Below are 15,518 nucleotides of genomic sequence, written 5' to 3'. Positions count from 1 at the left end.
CACGCCGGCGGCATCCCTACCCTTGCGCCAGCGCTTGCGGATGTTCGCGCGGAACCGGTTTTGCCGCCGCGTGCTGCTGCTGGCGCTGCAGATCTTCCTGGCGTCGTTGCTGTTCCTGTTGCTGGCGCTGACGTTCCTGCTGCTGGCGTTGCTGGTCCATCTGCTGGCGCTGTTGCTGTTGCTGCTCCTGCTGCTGGCGCTGCATGACTTGCTGCTGGCGCTGCTGCTCTTGCTGCTGGCGCTGCATTTCCTGCTGCTGGCGTTGCTGCTCTTGCTGCTGGCGTTGCATGGCTTGTTGCTGCCGCTGCTGGTCCTGCATCTGCCGCTCCTGCTGCTGACGCTGCATCTCCTGCTGGCGCAAAACCTGCTGCGCACGCTGCTGGTCCTGTGCCTGCCGTTGCTGCTGCTGGCGCTGCATTTCCTGCTGCTGTTGGATTGCCTGCTGCGCACGCTGCTGGTCCTGCGCCTGCCGTTGCTGCTGCTGGCGCTGCATCTCCTGCTGCTGTTGGACTGCCTGCTGCGCCCGTTGCTGGTCTCCCGCCTGCCGTTGCTGCTGCTGGCGCTGCATTTCCTGCTGCTGTTGGACTGCCTGCTGCGCCCGCTGCTGGTCCCCCGCCTGCCGTTGCTGCTGCTGGCGCTGCATTTCCTGCTGCGGTTGGATTGCCTGCTGCGCCCGCTGCTGGTCTCCCGCCTGCCGTTGCTGCTGCTGGCGCTGCATTTCCTGCTGCTGTTGGACTGCCTGCTGCGCACGCTGCTGGTCTCCCGCCTGCCGTTGCTGCTGCTGGCGCTGCATCTCCTGCTGCGGTTGGATTGCCTGCTGCGCCCGCTGCTGGTCTCCCGCCTGCCGTTCCTGCTGCTGCCGCTGCTGAAGCTGTTGGGCTTGCTGCGCCTGTTCCGGGCGTGTCGTCCAGCCACGATCGCGCTGATCGCCGCCCGGCGCGGGGGGCTGACCAACATGTCCGGGCCCGGCAAGGCCCTGCGGCACCGGCATGCGGGCCGTGCCGTCGGGCCGTTGCGGCCTCTGGGCCGCATTCCCCTGGACACCCTGGCCCCCCGGCCCGCCCGGCAGCGGACCGCCATTCCGGCCGTGCCCTTCCGGCGCAGCCTGGCTCAAGCGCACCGGCGGCGGCGCGGCGCCCGGTCTTCCAGCCGCGGCGTTGCCGCCATGCCATACCGGACCGGCGCCGGGGATGGTACCGCCGGAGCGGGCAAAACGCTGGGCCAGTTCGTCGCCAGCCGGACGGCCAGGCGCGCGCACGGCGATGGCGGGGCGCGCAAAGCCCTGCATCGCCGCCACTGGGGCCGGGCGCGTGGGTGCCGCGCCGATCAGGCTGGACCTGACCGGTGCCAGCGGCGGCGCGCCGTTGGCTTCGCCTTGGGGCAGGTTGCGCCAGGCCATATTGCGGGCACCGGGCGGCACACGCTGGCCCTGCACGAAGGCACGCGCGGGCATGCCGGTGATGGCGCCCGGCACATTCCGGTTGATATATACGTTGTCGACGCGATTATTGATCGTCACATTGTTGACCGTGACGTTATTGATGCGAGTGACATAGGCAGGGCTGGCGTGATAGACCGGGCGATATGCCTCGCGCGGGCCGAGCGGATACCAGGCGACGGCCGGGGCACTGCCAATGCTGATGGATGCATTCCAGCCGCCACCGCCGCCGCCGATGAAGCCGACCAGCGCCGGCGCATAGACCGGGCGGACCTCGATCGGGCCCGGCGTCCAGCCCCAGCGGTTGCCGAAGCGTGCCCAGCGGCCATAGTGGGACGGCGCGAAACCCCAGGGCTCGTCGTCGCACCAGCTCCATCCCCACGGCGCCACCCAGGCCCAATGGCCCACGCTGTACGGCGCCCAGTCCACTGCCACCACGCGGGGGAACCATACCGCGCCGTAGCCCGGGTCCTCCTGCCAGTCGCCATAGTCGTCCAGCGCGGCGTAGCCGGTCATTTCGCGCGGTACGTAGCGCGCCGCCCGCGATCCGTCCTCCCGCGCATCGCGTGCCATGGTCCAGCGGTCGAATGCATCGATAGGCGGGTTGGTGGCGCTGCCGGCTTCCGCCAGGTCGGTGCCGGCAAAGCGGATCTGATCGCCGCGCTGCATCACCAGCGATTGATTGTCGCCGTAGACTACGGCAGTGCCATGGTGCATGGTGACCACGGTGCTGCTGCCGTCGGGCGCCACGTCCAGGCGGTAATCGCCGGGTTCGCTCGGCACGAAGGCCAGGTTTGGCGTGTCGATCTCGACCGGCTGGTCGGGCGGCAGCGCCCGCAAGCGCAATTGCAGCGTGCCCTGGGTCAGCTTGACCTGGGTGGTACTGTCATCGAGATCGAGCACGGACACGGCGGTGGCACTGCCAAGCCGGATCGCCGTGGAGCCGGCATGCAATTCCGCCCGCCCGCCGTCGTCGACCCAGAGCCGGTCCCCGGTGGTGATCGGCCGGTTGAGCCCGGCCTGCCCCCAGTCGTCGGAGCCGGCCGGGGCGAAGCTCAGGTTGCCGGCGGCGTCAGTGACGGTGGCTATGCGGCCGGAGGGGTCGGCAACCTGTGCCAGCGCCGGCGAGGGCCATTCCCAGGTGATGAATACGAGGCAGCCAGCCAGGAGGACGGCGCGGGCACGGGGGCCAAGCCTGCAGTCAGGAAACATGTCGATACCCCTAGTCCTGGTTCTTGTACGAGACGGGCGCGCGGGCCAGATCCGGCCGGCCCTGTTGTCACCCTACTCCGTATAACGCCGGACCGCCGGCCACGCGCACCGGACTTTGTAAGCACATATGTCCCCGGCGCCGCCACACCGGGAGTGGCAAGCGCCCGAGTGCCGCCTCCCACAGCCCTGGGCCGGCGCCCGCCCCCTCGCCTGTATGGCGAGCGCCGACAAAGCTGGAAACAAATTGCAGGCGCGCGGAGAGCGGCCGCGGCGAAACCGGCCGTGGCAGGCGAACGGGCCGGGAACAGGGGGAATGGCCGGGCGGCGCGCCCCCGGCGATCAGCGGGCCGACTGCTGCAGGAATTCGGTGAATTTCTCAGGGGACATGGGCCTGCCGTACAGGTAGCCCTGCACTTCATGGCAACCGTTGTCGGCAAGAAAATCCCGCTGCTCGACGGTTTCCACGCCTTCGGCCACCACGCCGATACCCAGGCTGGCGCCCACATTCACCACGGCGCGCACGATGGCGGCGTCCACCGGACTCTGCGTGACATTGCGGATAAACGACTGGTCGATCTTGATGCGGTCGACCGGGAAGGACTTGAGGAAGCTGAGCGAGGCATAGCCGGTACCGAAGTCGTCGCAGGTCAGGGTCACGCCATCGCGGCGCAAGGTCTGCAACTGTCCGGAAAACTCATCGCCCTGCTGCAGGGCGATGGTCTCGGTGATTTCGAGTTCGAGCATCTCGGGCGCCAGCGCCAGTTCCCGCAGCACGTGCCTGACCTCGGTCAGCAGCCGGCTTTCGCTGAGCTGGGCGGCAAACAGGTTGATGGCCACGCGCGGCGCATCGGCAAAACCGAGCGACCACATGCGAGCCTGCGCGCAGGCGGTATGGAGCAGCCACACGCCCACGTCGGCAGCCACGCTGCTGGCCGCCAGCGCATCGATGAAACTGGCCGGCGTCAGCAGGCCCTGGGTGGGGTGCCGCCAGCGCATCAGCGCCTCGGCGCCCACCACGCGGCCGTCCCGCAGGTCGATCTGGGGCTGGTACAGCAGCTCGAACTGGCGCTGCGCATAGGCGTCGCGCAGCGCTTGCACCAACGACAGGCGGGTGGTCACGTCGGTGCGCATCTGCGGCTTGAAGAAACGGATGGTACGGCCGCCGTCGCGCTTGGCCCGGCCCAGCGCCAGGCTGGCGGAGGCGAGTACATCGGAAGCGTTGTCGCCGCCGGCCGGCATCACGCAGGCGCCCAGGCTGGACAACACGTGATGGCGCCGGTTGCCATATTCGTGGGGTTCCGATTGCAGGGACAGGATGGCCGCGCTGACGTGGCGCACCAGGGTGGGGTCGGAAATGGAGGGTAGCAGCACGGCGAATTCGTCGCCACCGACCCGTCCCAGAACCGCGTCGCGCGGAGAGGCATCGCGCAGGCGCCGGGCCACGCGGCGCAGGATCTCGTCGCCTTCGGCATGGCCATGCATATCATTGAATGCACGGAAATCGTCGATGCCGAGCAGCAATAGCGCGCAGCGCGGGACAGCCTCCGAGTGCAGGCGGTTTTCCAGCGTGTTCAAGAATGCCTGGCGCGATGCTACGCCGGTCAGCGGATCGAGGTCCGCGTTCGGCGAGGCGCCTGCCTTCGCCTCCGACCTGGCCACCATGCCTGCCCTATTTAAGATTGTCGACATCTATCCGGTCTGTCCATCTGGCAAGTGTGACTAAAACCAGGAAAAAATCAAGCGCCATCCGGCCATCATATTGCGAAATGTTGCAACACCGCAAATCCCTGTGTCCAAAGCCCCCCGCGCCGGGATGCCATTGAACTGGCACAAACGTTACAGTACCCTACGCCGCTATAATGCACCCCCGGTGCGCAGATCAGCCCACTAACCCGCGTCCGCATGCCGGCTCCAGCCCGTCCGGACGCTGCTTGCCACCCCTTCCTACAAGAAAAGCAATGGGAACACGCACCGTGACCAACTGGACCATCCGCACGCGCATCCTGGCAAGTTTCGCCGCTATCCTGGCGGTCATCTTGCTCACAGCCGTGGTCGCCTACGACCGCCAATCGGCCATCGAGACCCATGCCGCCGCCCTGCGCGACGACGCCCTGCCAGGACTCTACTACAGCACAGCCATGCGTGGCGCCTGGGGCGAATCCTATGTCCTGGCCTGGCAGAGTGTCACCGCGGCCAACGATGCGGAGCGCCGGCAATACGCCGAAAGCAATATGGCCCTGCGCAAGCGGCTGGACACCCTGGAGCAGAAATACGCCGACTCGATCAGGCGCCCCGAGGACCGTCAGCGCTTCGAGAAATACAAGGAGATCCGCCACGGCTACGACGAGGTCTCGGCGCCGCTGTTCGCATCGGGCGGCGCCGAGGCTGGCGCCATGGAGGCGCGGCTGCGCGGCCCGGTCCATGCCGTATGGAACGACGGCCGGGCCACGCTGCAAGCGCTATTGGACGATAACAACAAGGTCGCCGAGGATGGCGCCACCAGTATCAACAATGCGGTAGAGACGGCCAAGTTCAGCATCGAGATTTCGCTGGTTGCCGCGCTGCTGGAGGCGCTGGTTGCCGGCTACCTGCTGTTCCGCTCCATTACCGTGCCGATGCGCTCGATCGTCCAGCTGTTGTCGGGCATGCGCGGCGGGGATCTGCGCCAGCGCCTGGCGCTGAGCCGCAAGGATGAATTCCTCGAGATCGAGCAGGGCTTCAACCAGATGACCGGCGAACTCACCGGGCTGGTCGGCCAGGCCCAGCGCTCGGCCATCCAGGTCACCACCTCGGTCAACGAGATCGCGGCCACCGCGCGCCAGCAGCAAGCCACCGCCACGGAAACCGCTGCCACCACCACCGAGATCGGCGCGACCTCCCGCGAGATCTCAGCCACCTCGCGCGACCTGGTCCGCACCATGACCGAGGTGTCCAGCGCCGCCGAACAGACCGCCGGCCTGGCCGGCACGGGCCAGGTGAGCCTGTCGCGCATGGAATCGACCATGCACCACGTCATGGAAGCCGCCGGCTCCGTCAACGCCAAGCTGGCCACGCTCAACGAGAAGGCAGGCAATATCAACCAGGTCGTCACCACCATCGCCAAGGTGGCTGACCAGACCAACCTGCTCTCCCTGAATGCCGCCATCGAGGCCGAGAAGGCGGGCGAATACGGCCGCGGCTTCTCGGTCGTGGCCACCGAAATCCGGCGGCTGGCCGACCAGACCGCGGTCGCCACCTACGATATCGAGCAGATGGTGCGGGAGATCCAGTCCGCGGTGGCGGCTGGCGTGATGGGCATGGACAAGTTCTCCGAAGAGGTGCGGCGCGGCATGTCGGAGGTGACCCAGGTGGGCGACCAGCTTTCCCAGATCATCGGTCAGGTGCAGTCGCTGGCACCGCGGGTGCAGATGGTCAACGAGGGCATGCAGGCGCAGGCCGGCGGCGCCGAACAGATCAACCAGGCGCTGATGCAGTTGTCCGAGGCGGCCCAGCAGACCGTGGAATCCCTGCGCCAGTCCAGCCAGGCGATCGACGAGCTGACGCTGGTCGCCAACGACCTGCGCACCGGCGTGTCGCGCTTCAAGGTCTGAGCGCCCCGGGCGCCGGTCCTCCGCCATGAAGCTCTTCCTGCTGTTCCGTATCGGCCCTGACCACTACGCGCTGGATGCCGGCGAGATTGCCGAAGTCCTGCCCCTGACCACGCTCAAGCACCTGCCCGAGGCGCCGCACTGGGTCAGCGGCCTGCTGGCCCGCGGCGATGACGTGGTGCCGGTGATCGACGTCAACGCGCTGGCAACCGGTACGCCGGCCGCCAGCCGCACCAGCACCCGCACCGTATTGGTGCATTACCGCCGGCGTATGGAAGATCCGGCGAGCCTGCTCGGCTTGCGGCTGGAGTACGCCACCGAAACCCTGCGTTGCGAGCCCGGCGAGTTTGTCGACAGCGGCCTGGCCCCGGGGCCGGCCCGCTACCTGGGTCCCGTGCGCAACGGCGGCCAGGGCCTGGTGCAGTGGGTGAGGGTCAACGCCCTGCTGCCCGACGACGTGCATGCAATGCTGTTTCCCGGGCTGCCCCCCAATACGCCGGCGGCCGGGTCCGCCGCGCCAGGACCATGACCACCGCAACCCATATCGAGGCCCTGCTCAAGGAGCGCATCGGCCTGGCCGCCGAAACCGTGGGCAGCGGCATGATCGAGCGCGCGGTGCGCGAGCGGCTGGCCGCCGCCGCGGTGCCCGACCATCATGCCTACTGGAACCTGCTGCACTCGCGGCCGGACGAGCTGCAAGCGCTGATCGAAGCCGTGGTGGTACCCGAGACCTGGTTCTTCCGCCATCGCGAGGCGCTGCTGGCGCTTGGCCGCTTTGCCGCCATGCGGGTATTCGGCGGCGAACCCGGCAAGGATGGCGCCGGGCCATTGCGCATTCTCAGCGTGCCCTGCTCGACGGGCGAAGAGCCTTATTCGATCGTGATGGCGTTGCTGGACGCAGGCGTGCCGGAGCACCGCTTCCATATCGATGCCGTGGACGTCAGCGCGCGCGCGCTGGAGCGCGCCCGCATCGGGCAGTATGGCAGCAATTCGTTCCGCGGCGGCCCCCTGGACTTCCGCGACCGGTATTTCACCACCAGCGGCAGCGACTACGCCCTCAATGCCAGCGTGCGCGCCAAGGTGCGCCTGCTGCGCGGCAACCTGCTCGATCCGGCGCTGATGGCCAACGAGTCACCCTATCACTTTGTGTTCTGCCGCAACCTGTTGATCTATTTCGATCCGCCCACGCAACAGCGTGCGCTCAGGATGCTGGAACAGCTCAGCCGGCCGGACGCGACGTTGTTCGTCGGGCCGGCCGAAGCCAGCCTGCTGACCCGGCACGGCTTTGTGTCCGCGGGCGTACCGCTGGCTTTCGCCTTTACCCGGCGCGGCACGCGCCAGGCGGCCCGTCCCGCCCCCACCCTGCCGGCCTTCTCGCCTGCCGCGGCGAATACCGGCTGGCCTGCGTCGAATCCGGCGGCCCGGCCGCCGAAGCCGATGGCTTCGCGCGATGCAGCCCGCTTCGCCCGGCAGCCGGCGCCGCCGGGCGCGGCTTCGGCAAACCCGGCCGCGGTTGCCGGCAAGGCCACGAACAAGCATGCGGACCCGGCTGCCGACAAGACCGCGGCAGCCGCCCACGCGCTGGCCAAGGTCTCCCGGCTCGCCGATCGCGGCGAGCTTGCCGTCGCCGTGACTGCCTGCCTGGCACACCTGGATGCGCAAGGCTCGTCGGCTGCCGGCTACTGCCTGCTGGGCGTACTCTACGATGCCACCGGGTGCCCGGCCAACGCACGCGAGTCCTTCCGCCGCGCGCTTTACCTGGATCCTGCCCACCAGGAGGCGCTCTACCATATGGCCGCCATCCTGGAAGCGGAAGGCGACAGCGCCGCCGCCGCCCGCCTGAGAAGCCGCGCACAACGCAAGACTCCGACCCGCCATGGCTGAGCACGTCCCCTTTCCCCTGGCCGAGCCAGGCCCCCGTGCCGGCGCAACGGCTGTCGCCATTGACGATTGCTGGCGGCGCATCGGTGTGCTGGGCGACGGCAGTTGCCCACTGCTTGCCACGCACATCCATTGCCGCAATTGCCCGACCTATTCGCGCGCGGCACTGACACTGCTGGACAACCTGCCCACCGGCGAGGTCAGCCTGCCGGCGACGGATGCCTATCGGGCGGACGCCGCCGGGCGCGGACCGTCCCTGGCGTGCCTGGTATTCCGCATCGGCGACGAATGGCTGGCCCTGCCGGCCGCCGTGCTGGCCGAGGTCACCGCGCCCTGCCCTGTGCATTCCCTGCCGCACCGCCGCCATGCCGCGGTACTTGGCCTGGCCAGCGTGCGCGGCAACCTGCTGGTCTGTATCTCACTGGCGCGCCTGCTAGGACAGGATCCGGCCGCCGGCGCCACGGCCACCGCCGCCGGCAAGGCCGGCACCGGGCACGGCGCGCGCCTGCTCGTCCTGGGCCAGGGCCGCAACGCCATCGCACTGCCGGTCGACGAAGTCACGGGTGTCGAGCGGGTCGCCGAAAGCGCCCTGCAGCCATTGCCGACCACCTTGTCGCGTGCCTCCGCGCGCTACACCCGTGCCCTGTTGCAAAGCGGCGGACGCAGCGTCGGCCTGCTCGACCCCGCCCTGTTGCAGCAAGCCCTGACGCGGAGCCTGGCATGAACCCCGATCAGTTGCGCGACGCCTCGCTGCTGGAACTGTTCGCCCTGGAGGCGCAGTCGCAGGCGGAAGTGCTCAATGCCGGCTTGCTGGCGCTGGAGCGCGCCCCCGCCGCGGCCGGCGAACTGGAAGCCTGCATGCGCGCCGCCCATTCGCTCAAGGGCGCGGCCCGTATCGTCGGACTCGATGGCGGCGTGCGCGTGTCCCACGTGATGGAGGACTGCCTGGTGGCGGCCCAGCGCGGCGAGTTGCTGCTGCGCCCGGTGCATATCGACACCCTGCTGCATGGCACCGACCTGCTGCTGCGGCTGGGCTGCCCGCCCGGCGGCGACATCACCTGGGCCGACCAGGCGGGCAAGCCCGAAATCGATGCCTTCGTGGCCCGCATGGAGGCGCTGCTTGCCGGCGAAGAGGTCGAGGCATCCCCATGGGCCGTGGACGGTTCCCCGGCGGCGCCGCAGGCGATTCCGCAAGCCGATCCGCCTGCCGCCGCCACAAGCCCAAGCGGCGACAGCGCCGGCCCGCAGGCCGACATCATTCCCGACGCCGCCGCGCCTGCCGGCGGCAGGCCAGCCGAACCTGCCGGCAAGGCATCCGGCGACGTCCCCGGCCAGCCGGACAGCCAGGAGCGCATGCTGCGCGTCAGCGCCGATACGCTGGATCAGTTGCTGGCACTGTCCGGCGCGGCGATGGTGGAAACCCACTGGCTCAAGCCCTTTGGCAATGCGCTGCAGCAAACCCGCCGCATCCAGATGCGTGCCCTGCAGGCCCTCGACACGCTCCAGGTGGCGCTCGCCGGCGGCGCTGCCGATACCGCGGCGCAGGCCGCGCTGGCCGAATCGCAGCGTTTGCTGGCCGAGAGCCACCAGCAGTTATCGCAACGCGTGGCGGAGCTGGAACAGTACGATCACCGCACCGGCCGGCTCTCGCGCCAGCTCTATGACCGGGCGCTGGCCAGCCGCATGCGGCCCCTGGCCGACGGCCTGACCGGCTACTCGCGCATGGTGCGCGACCTGGGGCGCTCGCTGGGCAAGCAGGTGCACCTCGAACTGGTCGGGGAAAGCACCAAGGTCGACCGCGACATCCTCGAACAGCTCGAAGCCCCGCTGGCGCATCTGCTGCGCAACGCGGTGGACCATGGCATCGAGATGCCCGAGGCGCGCAGCCAGGCCGGCAAGCCCGCCGAAGGCCGCATCACGCTGAACGCGCGCCACAATGCCGGCCGGCTCATCATCGAGATCGCCGACGACGGCGCGGGCGTGGACCTCGACGCATTGCGCCGCGCCATCGTCAGCCGCAACCTGGCACCGGAAGAAACCGCGGCCAGGCTGTCGCAGGCCGAGCTGCTGGACTTCCTGCTGCTGCCCGGCTTCAGCCTGCGCGAGACCGTCAGCGAAGTGTCCGGACGCGGGGTCGGACTCGACGCCGTGCAGGACATGATCCGCCAGGTACGCGGCAGCATCCGGCTCTCGCAGGAAAACGGGCGCGGCATGCAGTTCCATCTCGAACTGCCGCTGACCTTGTCGGTCGTGCGCGCGCTGCTGGTGGAGGTGTCGGGCGAGGCCTACGCCTTCCCGCTGGCCTACGTGATGCGGGCCATCAACCTGGAGCGCAGCGATATCGAGCAACTGGAGAACCGCCAGCACTTCCGCTTCGGGGAACGCCAGGTGGGGCTGGTCAGCGCGGCCCAGGTGCTGCAGCAGGCCGAAACACGGCGCGACGAGGACACCGTGCCGGTGGTGGTGCTGGGCGACCACGAACGCACCTACGGCGTGGCCGTGGACCGCCTGCTGGGCGAGCGTATCCTGGTGGTACAGCCACTGGTGGCAAGCCTGGGCAAGATCAAGGACATTGCCGCGGGCAGCCTCACGGAGGATGGCACGCCGGTGCTGATCTTCGACGTGGAAGACATGATCCGCTCGGTGGAAAAGCTGCTGTCCGAAGGCAAGATCGACCGTATCCGCCGTGGCGGCGCCGAAGCCGCTCCGCTGCGCCGCAAGCGCGTGCTGGTGGTGGACGATTCGCTCACGGTGCGCGAACTGGAACGCAAGCTGCTGTCCAACCGCGGCTACGAGGTGGCGGTGGCGGTGGACGGCATGGACGCCTGGAACGTGCTGCGCGCCGAATCCTTCGACCTGGTCATCACCGATATCGATATGCCGCGCATGGACGGCATCGAACTGGTCAGCCGCATCAAGCGCGAAGCGCGCCTGCAGCAGATACCGGTGATGGTGGTGTCGTACAAGGATCGCGAGCAGGACCGGCAGCGTGGGCTGGAGGCCGGCGCGGACTATTACCTGGCCAAGGGAAGCTTCCAGGATGCCGCGCTGCTCGATGCGGTACAAGACCTGATAGGAGAAGCACGCGCATGAAGATCGGCATCGTCAACGATTCGCCGCTGGCCGTGACTGCCCTGCGCCGTGTCATCGGCCTCGACCCGGCGCTGGAGGTGGCATGGGTGGCCGAGGACGGCGAAAGCGCCGTGCGCATGGCCGCGGTGCGCACCCCCGACCTGATCCTGATGGACCTGCTGATGCCGGTGATGGATGGCGTCGAGGCCACTCGCCGCATCATGGCGGCTAGCCCCTGCGCCATCGTGGTGGTGACCATGGACCTCGGCCGCAACGCCACCCAGGTATTCGACGCCATGGGGCACGGCGCGGTCGACGCGGTCGACACGCCCTCGCTGGCCCAGCCGGACTCGCAACTGGCAAGCGGCCCGCTGCTGCGCAAGATCCGCAATATCGGCAGGCTGCTCGACGGCCGTGCCGCCCCCTCGCGCGCGGCGCCGCCGGTGGCGCGCAAGGCTGGCGCGGAGCGGCTGGTGGCGCTGGGCGCGTCGGCCGGCGGCCCCGCCGCGCTGGCCACCTTGCTCGGCGCACTGCCGGCCGGGTTCAGCCCTGCCGTGATCGCCGTGCAACACGTGGACGAGGCCTTCGCGGCTGGCATGGCCGAATGGCTCGATGCCCAGTGCGCGCTGCCGGTACGGCTCGCGCGCGAGGGCGAGGGCCCACAGCCGGGCACCGTGCTGCTGGCCGGCACCAACGACCACCTGCGCATGGTCAGTGCCGCGCGCATGATCTATACCGAGGAACCGAGCGACTACCTGTACCGGCCGTCGATCGATGTCTTCTTTGAAAGCGTCGCGCAGCACTGGCGCGGCGATGCGGTGGGCGTACTGCTCACCGGCATGGGCCGCGACGGCGCGCTGGGACTGAAAGCCATGCGCGAGCGCGGCTACCTGACCATTGCCCAGGACCAGGCCACCAGCGCCGTCTATGGGATGCCCAAGGCAGCCGCCGCCATCGGGGCCGCCCGCGAAATACTGCCATTGCAGCAGATCGCCGCCCGCATCGTACGGGCCTGCAACGCCATCAGCAACCAGGGGTAGGACAAAGGACCAAAGGCGCTAACAAAATGAAACCAGCAAGCCATCCCGGCCGTGCGCGCGGCTCCGCCGGTGCCCGCGCTACGCCTGGGGCATGCCGGACCACGCCAGGATGATCAGGATCATTTTGTTAGCGCCTCCAAGTCGGAGAGCAAGAGGAAAGCAATGCCCAACGCAACAGACTCAAAGACCATGCAACGCCCGGATGAGTACCTCGCCATGGTCCTGCTGGTCGACGACCAGGCCATGGTCGGCGAAGCCGTCCGGCGCGAACTGGAACCCGAGCACGATATCGATTTCCACTATTGCGCCAAACCCGACGAAGCCGTCGCCGTGGCCGAACGCACCCGCCCGACGGTGATCCTGCAGGACCTGGTGATGCCCGGCATCGACGGCCTGACGCTGGTGCGGCGATATCGCGCCAACCTCGCCACGCGCGACATTCCCATTATCGTGCTGTCGACCAAGGAAGAGCCGATCATGAAAAGCGCGGCCTTTGCCGCCGGTGCCAACGATTACCTGGTCAAGCTTCCCGACACCATCGAGCTGGTGGCGCGCATCCGTTATCACTCGCGTTCCTACCTCAACCTGCAGCAGCGCGACGAAGCCTACCGGGCCCTGCGCCAGAGCCAGCAGCAATTGCTGGAAACCAATCTGGAACTGCAGCGGCTGACCAATTCGGATGGCCTGACCGGGCTGTCCAACCGGCGCTATTTCGACGAATATCTCGGGGCCGAATGGCGTCGCGCCGGCCGCGAGCAGAGCCAGCTGGCGCTGCTGATGATCGACGTCGATTCATTCAAGGCCTACAACGACACCTACGGCCATGTGGCCGGCGACGAAGTGCTGCGCCGCGTGGCCGGCGTGATCCGCGAGAACTGCGCGCGCCCGGCCGACCTGCCGGCACGCTTCGGCGGCGAGGAATTCGCCATGATCCTCCCTTCCACCTCGCCCGGCGGCGCGCGGCTGCTGGCGGAAAAGGTGCGCCGCGCCATCGAGTCCTTGCAGGTACCGCACAGCGGCTCGCAGGCGGCACCCAACGTGACCGTCAGCATCGGCGGCACCGCCATCGTGCCGGCTGCCGACATGCCCTACAGCCGCCTGATCGAAATCGCCGATGCCGGCCTCTACCAGGCCAAGCGCAACGGCCGCAACCAGGTCGTCATGACCACCTGAGCACGGCGCGGCGGGCGCTGGCCCCAAGCTGGCGTCCCGCCAGGCCCCGTCCTGCTCGCGTTGCCGCGGTACCGGGTGTTCAATCGGAGCGGCCGGCGCGCTTTGCCTGGCCGGTGTGCTCGATATCGCTTTGCAGGATATCCAGGTGGGACAGGTACTTGTTCAGCTCCTCGCGCCCGCTATCCGTGATGCAATAGACCCGGCCGCTGCCCTCCACCAGCTCCGCCGTGATCGCGCGTGCAATCATCAGGCTGCGCAGGATGGGCCTGAGCGACCGGATATTCTTCTCGACGCCGCGCTCGCGCAGGCGGTCGACCAGCGTCAATACCGTCGCCGGGCTCGATTGGACAAACTTCAGGATATACAGCCGCGAAACGAAGCCGTCTAGTGTTGGAGTTTTCATGCAGCGCCTGTGACGCGCCTGCGCGGCGCGATAGAGCAGATCATCATGCGCAGCCCTGGCGCTGCGAACGCAGCCGGGCGTCTTCCCTGCCGGCGGCCTGGTCAAGACCAGGACCTGCCTAAAAAAACGGGGTGCACGAGTGCACCCCAGGCCTTGCGTTTTGTGCGCCGGCACGAGGCCGGCGCGGGTGGGGCTCGGTTACTACTCTTCCTGGAACGCTTCTTCGCGCTTCGCCTTGATCGACGGCAGTGCGACAACGGCGACCAGTGCGGCGGCAGCGATCAGCAGGCCCATCGACAGCGGACGGGTCACGAACACGCTGAACTCGCCACGCGACAGCAGCAGGGAACGGCGGAAGTTCTCCTCCATCATCGGTCCCAGCACGAAACCCAGCAGCAGCGGTGCGGGTTCGCACTTGAGCTTCAGGAACAGGTAGCCGATGATGCCGAAGCCAGCCGCCATGAAGACGTCGAAGGTCTGGTTGTTGACCGAGTACACGCCGATACCGCAGAACACCAGGATGGCCGGGTACAGGAAGCGGTAGGGCACGGTCAGCAGCTTGACCCAGATCCCGATCATCGGCAGGTTCAGGATGATCAGCATCAGGTTGCCGATCCACATCGAGGCGATCAGGCCCCAGAACAGCGCGGGGTTGCTGGTCATGACCTGCGGGCCCGGCTGGATGTTGTGGATGGTCATCGCGCCCACCATCAGCGCCATCACGGCGTTGGGCGGAATGCCCAGCGTCAGCAGCGGGATGAAGGAGGTCTGCGCGGCGGCGTTGTTGGCCGATTCCGGACCGGCCACGCCTTCGATGGCGCCCTTGCCGAACTCATGCGAGTACTTCGAGGTCTTCTTTTCCAGCGAGTAGGCTGCAAACGAAGCCAGCGCCGCGCCGCCACCCGGCAGGATGCCCAGGGCGGAGCCCAGCAGCGTGCCGCGCAGCACTGCGGGCGCCATGCGCTTGAAGTCTTCCTTGGTCGGCCACAGGTTGGTCACGCGGTCGGTAAAGGTCTCGCGATCTTCCTTCTGTTCGAGGTTCGCCACGATTTCAGCAAAGCCGAACATACCCATGGCCAGCGCGACGAAGTCGATACCGTCGGTCAGTTCGGGAATGTCGAAGGAGAAGCGCGCGGCGCCCGAGTTCACGTCGGTACCGATCAGGCCCAGCAGCAGGCCCAGCACGATCATCGCCACGGCCTTCGGGAGCGAACCGGAAGCCAGCACCACGGCACCGATCAGGCCCAGCACCATCAGCGAGAAGTATTCGGCAGGCCCGAACTTGAAGGCCAGTTCCGACAGCGGCGTGGCGAACGCGGCCAGGATCAGGGTGGCCACGCAGCCGGCGAAGAAGGAACCCAGGCCGGAAGTGGCCAGCGCCACCCCCGCCCGGCCCCGCCGCGCCATCTGGTAGCCATCGATGGTGGTGACCACCGATGACGATTCACCCGGCAGGTTGACCAGGATGGCGGTGGTGGAGCCGCCGTACTGCGCGCCGTAGTAAATACCGGCCAGCATGATCAGCGCCGCCACCGGCGGCAGCGTGTAGGTCACCGGCAGCAGCATGGCGATGGTGGCCAGAGGCCCCAGGCCCGGCAGCACGCCGATCAGGGTACCCAGCACGCAGCCCAGGAAGGCGTAGGCCAGGTTTTGCAACGACAGCGCCGTGGAGAATCCCAAGGCAAGATGGTCAATCAATTCCATATGGCCGA

At 68.1% G+C, this 15,518-nt stretch carries 11 protein-coding genes; 7 read left to right on the top strand and 4 right to left on the bottom strand.

Annotation, left to right across the window (positions count from 1 at the left end):
- Positions 1 to 16: 16 nt before the first annotated feature.
- Positions 17 to 2,650, bottom strand: coding sequence for a DUF6600 domain-containing protein (locus AC3FOF_RS10080; protein ID WP_488726513.1), 2,634 nt, complete (start codon positions 2,648 to 2,650; stop codon positions 17 to 19).
- A 339-nt stretch (positions 2,651 to 2,989) separates the two neighbouring features.
- Positions 2,990 to 4,312 (bottom strand): putative bifunctional diguanylate cyclase/phosphodiesterase, encoded by a 1,323-nt coding sequence (locus tag AC3FOF_RS10075; protein ID WP_017226069.1) that lies wholly within the window; start codon positions 4,310 to 4,312, stop codon positions 2,990 to 2,992.
- A 296-nt stretch (positions 4,313 to 4,608) separates the two neighbouring features.
- Between AC3FOF_RS10075 and AC3FOF_RS10070 the strand changes: the two genes are divergently transcribed.
- From AC3FOF_RS10070 to AC3FOF_RS10040, 7 genes are all read left to right on the top strand, one after another.
- A complete protein-coding gene (locus AC3FOF_RS10070; protein WP_017226068.1) occupies positions 4,609 to 6,240 on the top strand; it encodes a HAMP domain-containing methyl-accepting chemotaxis protein in 1,632 nt (543 codons plus the stop codon).
- 25 nt (positions 6,241 to 6,265) lie between these two features.
- Entirely contained in the window at positions 6,266 to 6,766 is a 501-nt protein-coding gene (locus tag AC3FOF_RS10065; protein WP_017226067.1) for a chemotaxis protein CheW, read from the top strand.
- Positions 6,763 to 8,121: a CheR family methyltransferase gene (locus AC3FOF_RS10060; protein WP_488726512.1), complete on the top strand. Its 1,359-nt coding sequence runs from the start codon at positions 6,763 to 6,765 to the stop codon at positions 8,119 to 8,121. The genes AC3FOF_RS10065 and AC3FOF_RS10060 overlap by 4 nt, the downstream gene beginning before the upstream one ends.
- Positions 8,114 to 8,842: a chemotaxis protein CheW gene (locus AC3FOF_RS10055; protein ID WP_276267669.1), complete on the top strand. Its 729-nt coding sequence runs from the start codon at positions 8,114 to 8,116 to the stop codon at positions 8,840 to 8,842. Before AC3FOF_RS10060 ends, AC3FOF_RS10055 begins: the two co-directional genes overlap by 8 nt.
- Entirely contained in the window at positions 8,839 to 11,211 is a 2,373-nt protein-coding gene (locus AC3FOF_RS10050; protein WP_488726511.1) for a hybrid sensor histidine kinase/response regulator, read from the top strand. The genes AC3FOF_RS10055 and AC3FOF_RS10050 overlap by 4 nt, the downstream gene beginning before the upstream one ends.
- On the top strand, positions 11,208 to 12,230 hold the full coding sequence (locus AC3FOF_RS10045) for a chemotaxis response regulator protein-glutamate methylesterase (RefSeq protein ID WP_276267670.1): 1,023 nt from the start codon (positions 11,208 to 11,210) through the stop codon (positions 12,228 to 12,230). Before AC3FOF_RS10050 ends, AC3FOF_RS10045 begins: the two co-directional genes overlap by 4 nt.
- Before the next feature lie 162 nt (positions 12,231 to 12,392).
- Complete coding sequence (locus AC3FOF_RS10040) at positions 12,393 to 13,403, top strand: response regulator (protein WP_051078357.1); 1,011 nt, start codon at positions 12,393 to 12,395, stop codon at positions 13,401 to 13,403.
- Between the two features lie 79 nt (positions 13,404 to 13,482).
- On the opposite strand, the gene AC3FOF_RS10035 is transcribed toward AC3FOF_RS10040, so the two are convergent.
- Positions 13,483 to 13,806 carry a transcriptional regulator gene (locus AC3FOF_RS10035; RefSeq protein ID WP_488726510.1) on the bottom strand — a complete coding sequence of 108 codons (324 nt, stop codon included), beginning with the start codon at positions 13,804 to 13,806 and terminating at the stop codon, positions 13,483 to 13,485.
- Between the two features lie 201 nt (positions 13,807 to 14,007).
- Positions 14,008 to 15,510, bottom strand: coding sequence for a tripartite tricarboxylate transporter permease (locus tag AC3FOF_RS10030; RefSeq protein ID WP_017224000.1), 1,503 nt, complete (start codon positions 15,508 to 15,510; stop codon positions 14,008 to 14,010).
- Positions 15,511 to 15,518 lie beyond the last annotated feature (8 nt).

It is taken from the genome of Cupriavidus sp. 96C5-1 (assembly GCF_057798855.1).
Note: the sequence above shows the minus strand (reverse complement) of the source record. Positions and strands in the feature narration are given on the sequence as shown.

Bases quoted from the DNA above. Each gene is read 5' to 3' on its own strand.
- AC3FOF_RS10040 (WP_051078357.1), top strand. From the start codon at position 12,393: ATGCCCAACGCAACAGACTCAAAGACCATGCAACGCCCGGATGAGTAC.
- AC3FOF_RS10045 (WP_276267670.1), top strand. From the start codon at position 11,208: ATGAAGATCGGCATCGTCAACGATTCGCCGCTGGCCGTGACTGCCCTG.
- AC3FOF_RS10050 (WP_488726511.1), top strand. From the start codon at position 8,839: ATGAACCCCGATCAGTTGCGCGACGCCTCGCTGCTGGAACTGTTCGCC.
- AC3FOF_RS10070 (WP_017226068.1), top strand. From the start codon at position 4,609: ATGGGAACACGCACCGTGACCAACTGGACCATCCGCACGCGCATCCTG.
- AC3FOF_RS10055 (WP_276267669.1), top strand. From the start codon at position 8,114: ATGGCTGAGCACGTCCCCTTTCCCCTGGCCGAGCCAGGCCCCCGTGCC.
- AC3FOF_RS10065 (WP_017226067.1), top strand. From the start codon at position 6,266: ATGAAGCTCTTCCTGCTGTTCCGTATCGGCCCTGACCACTACGCGCTG.
- AC3FOF_RS10060 (WP_488726512.1), top strand. From the start codon at position 6,763: ATGACCACCGCAACCCATATCGAGGCCCTGCTCAAGGAGCGCATCGGC.
- AC3FOF_RS10030 (WP_017224000.1), bottom strand. From the start codon at position 15,510: ATGGAATTGATTGACCATCTTGCCTTGGGATTCTCCACGGCGCTGTCG.
- AC3FOF_RS10075 (WP_017226069.1), bottom strand. From the start codon at position 4,312: ATGGTGGCCAGGTCGGAGGCGAAGGCAGGCGCCTCGCCGAACGCGGAC.
- AC3FOF_RS10080 (WP_488726513.1), bottom strand. From the start codon at position 2,650: ATGTTTCCTGACTGCAGGCTTGGCCCCCGTGCCCGCGCCGTCCTCCTG.
- AC3FOF_RS10035 (WP_488726510.1), bottom strand. From the start codon at position 13,806: ATGAAAACTCCAACACTAGACGGCTTCGTTTCGCGGCTGTATATCCTG.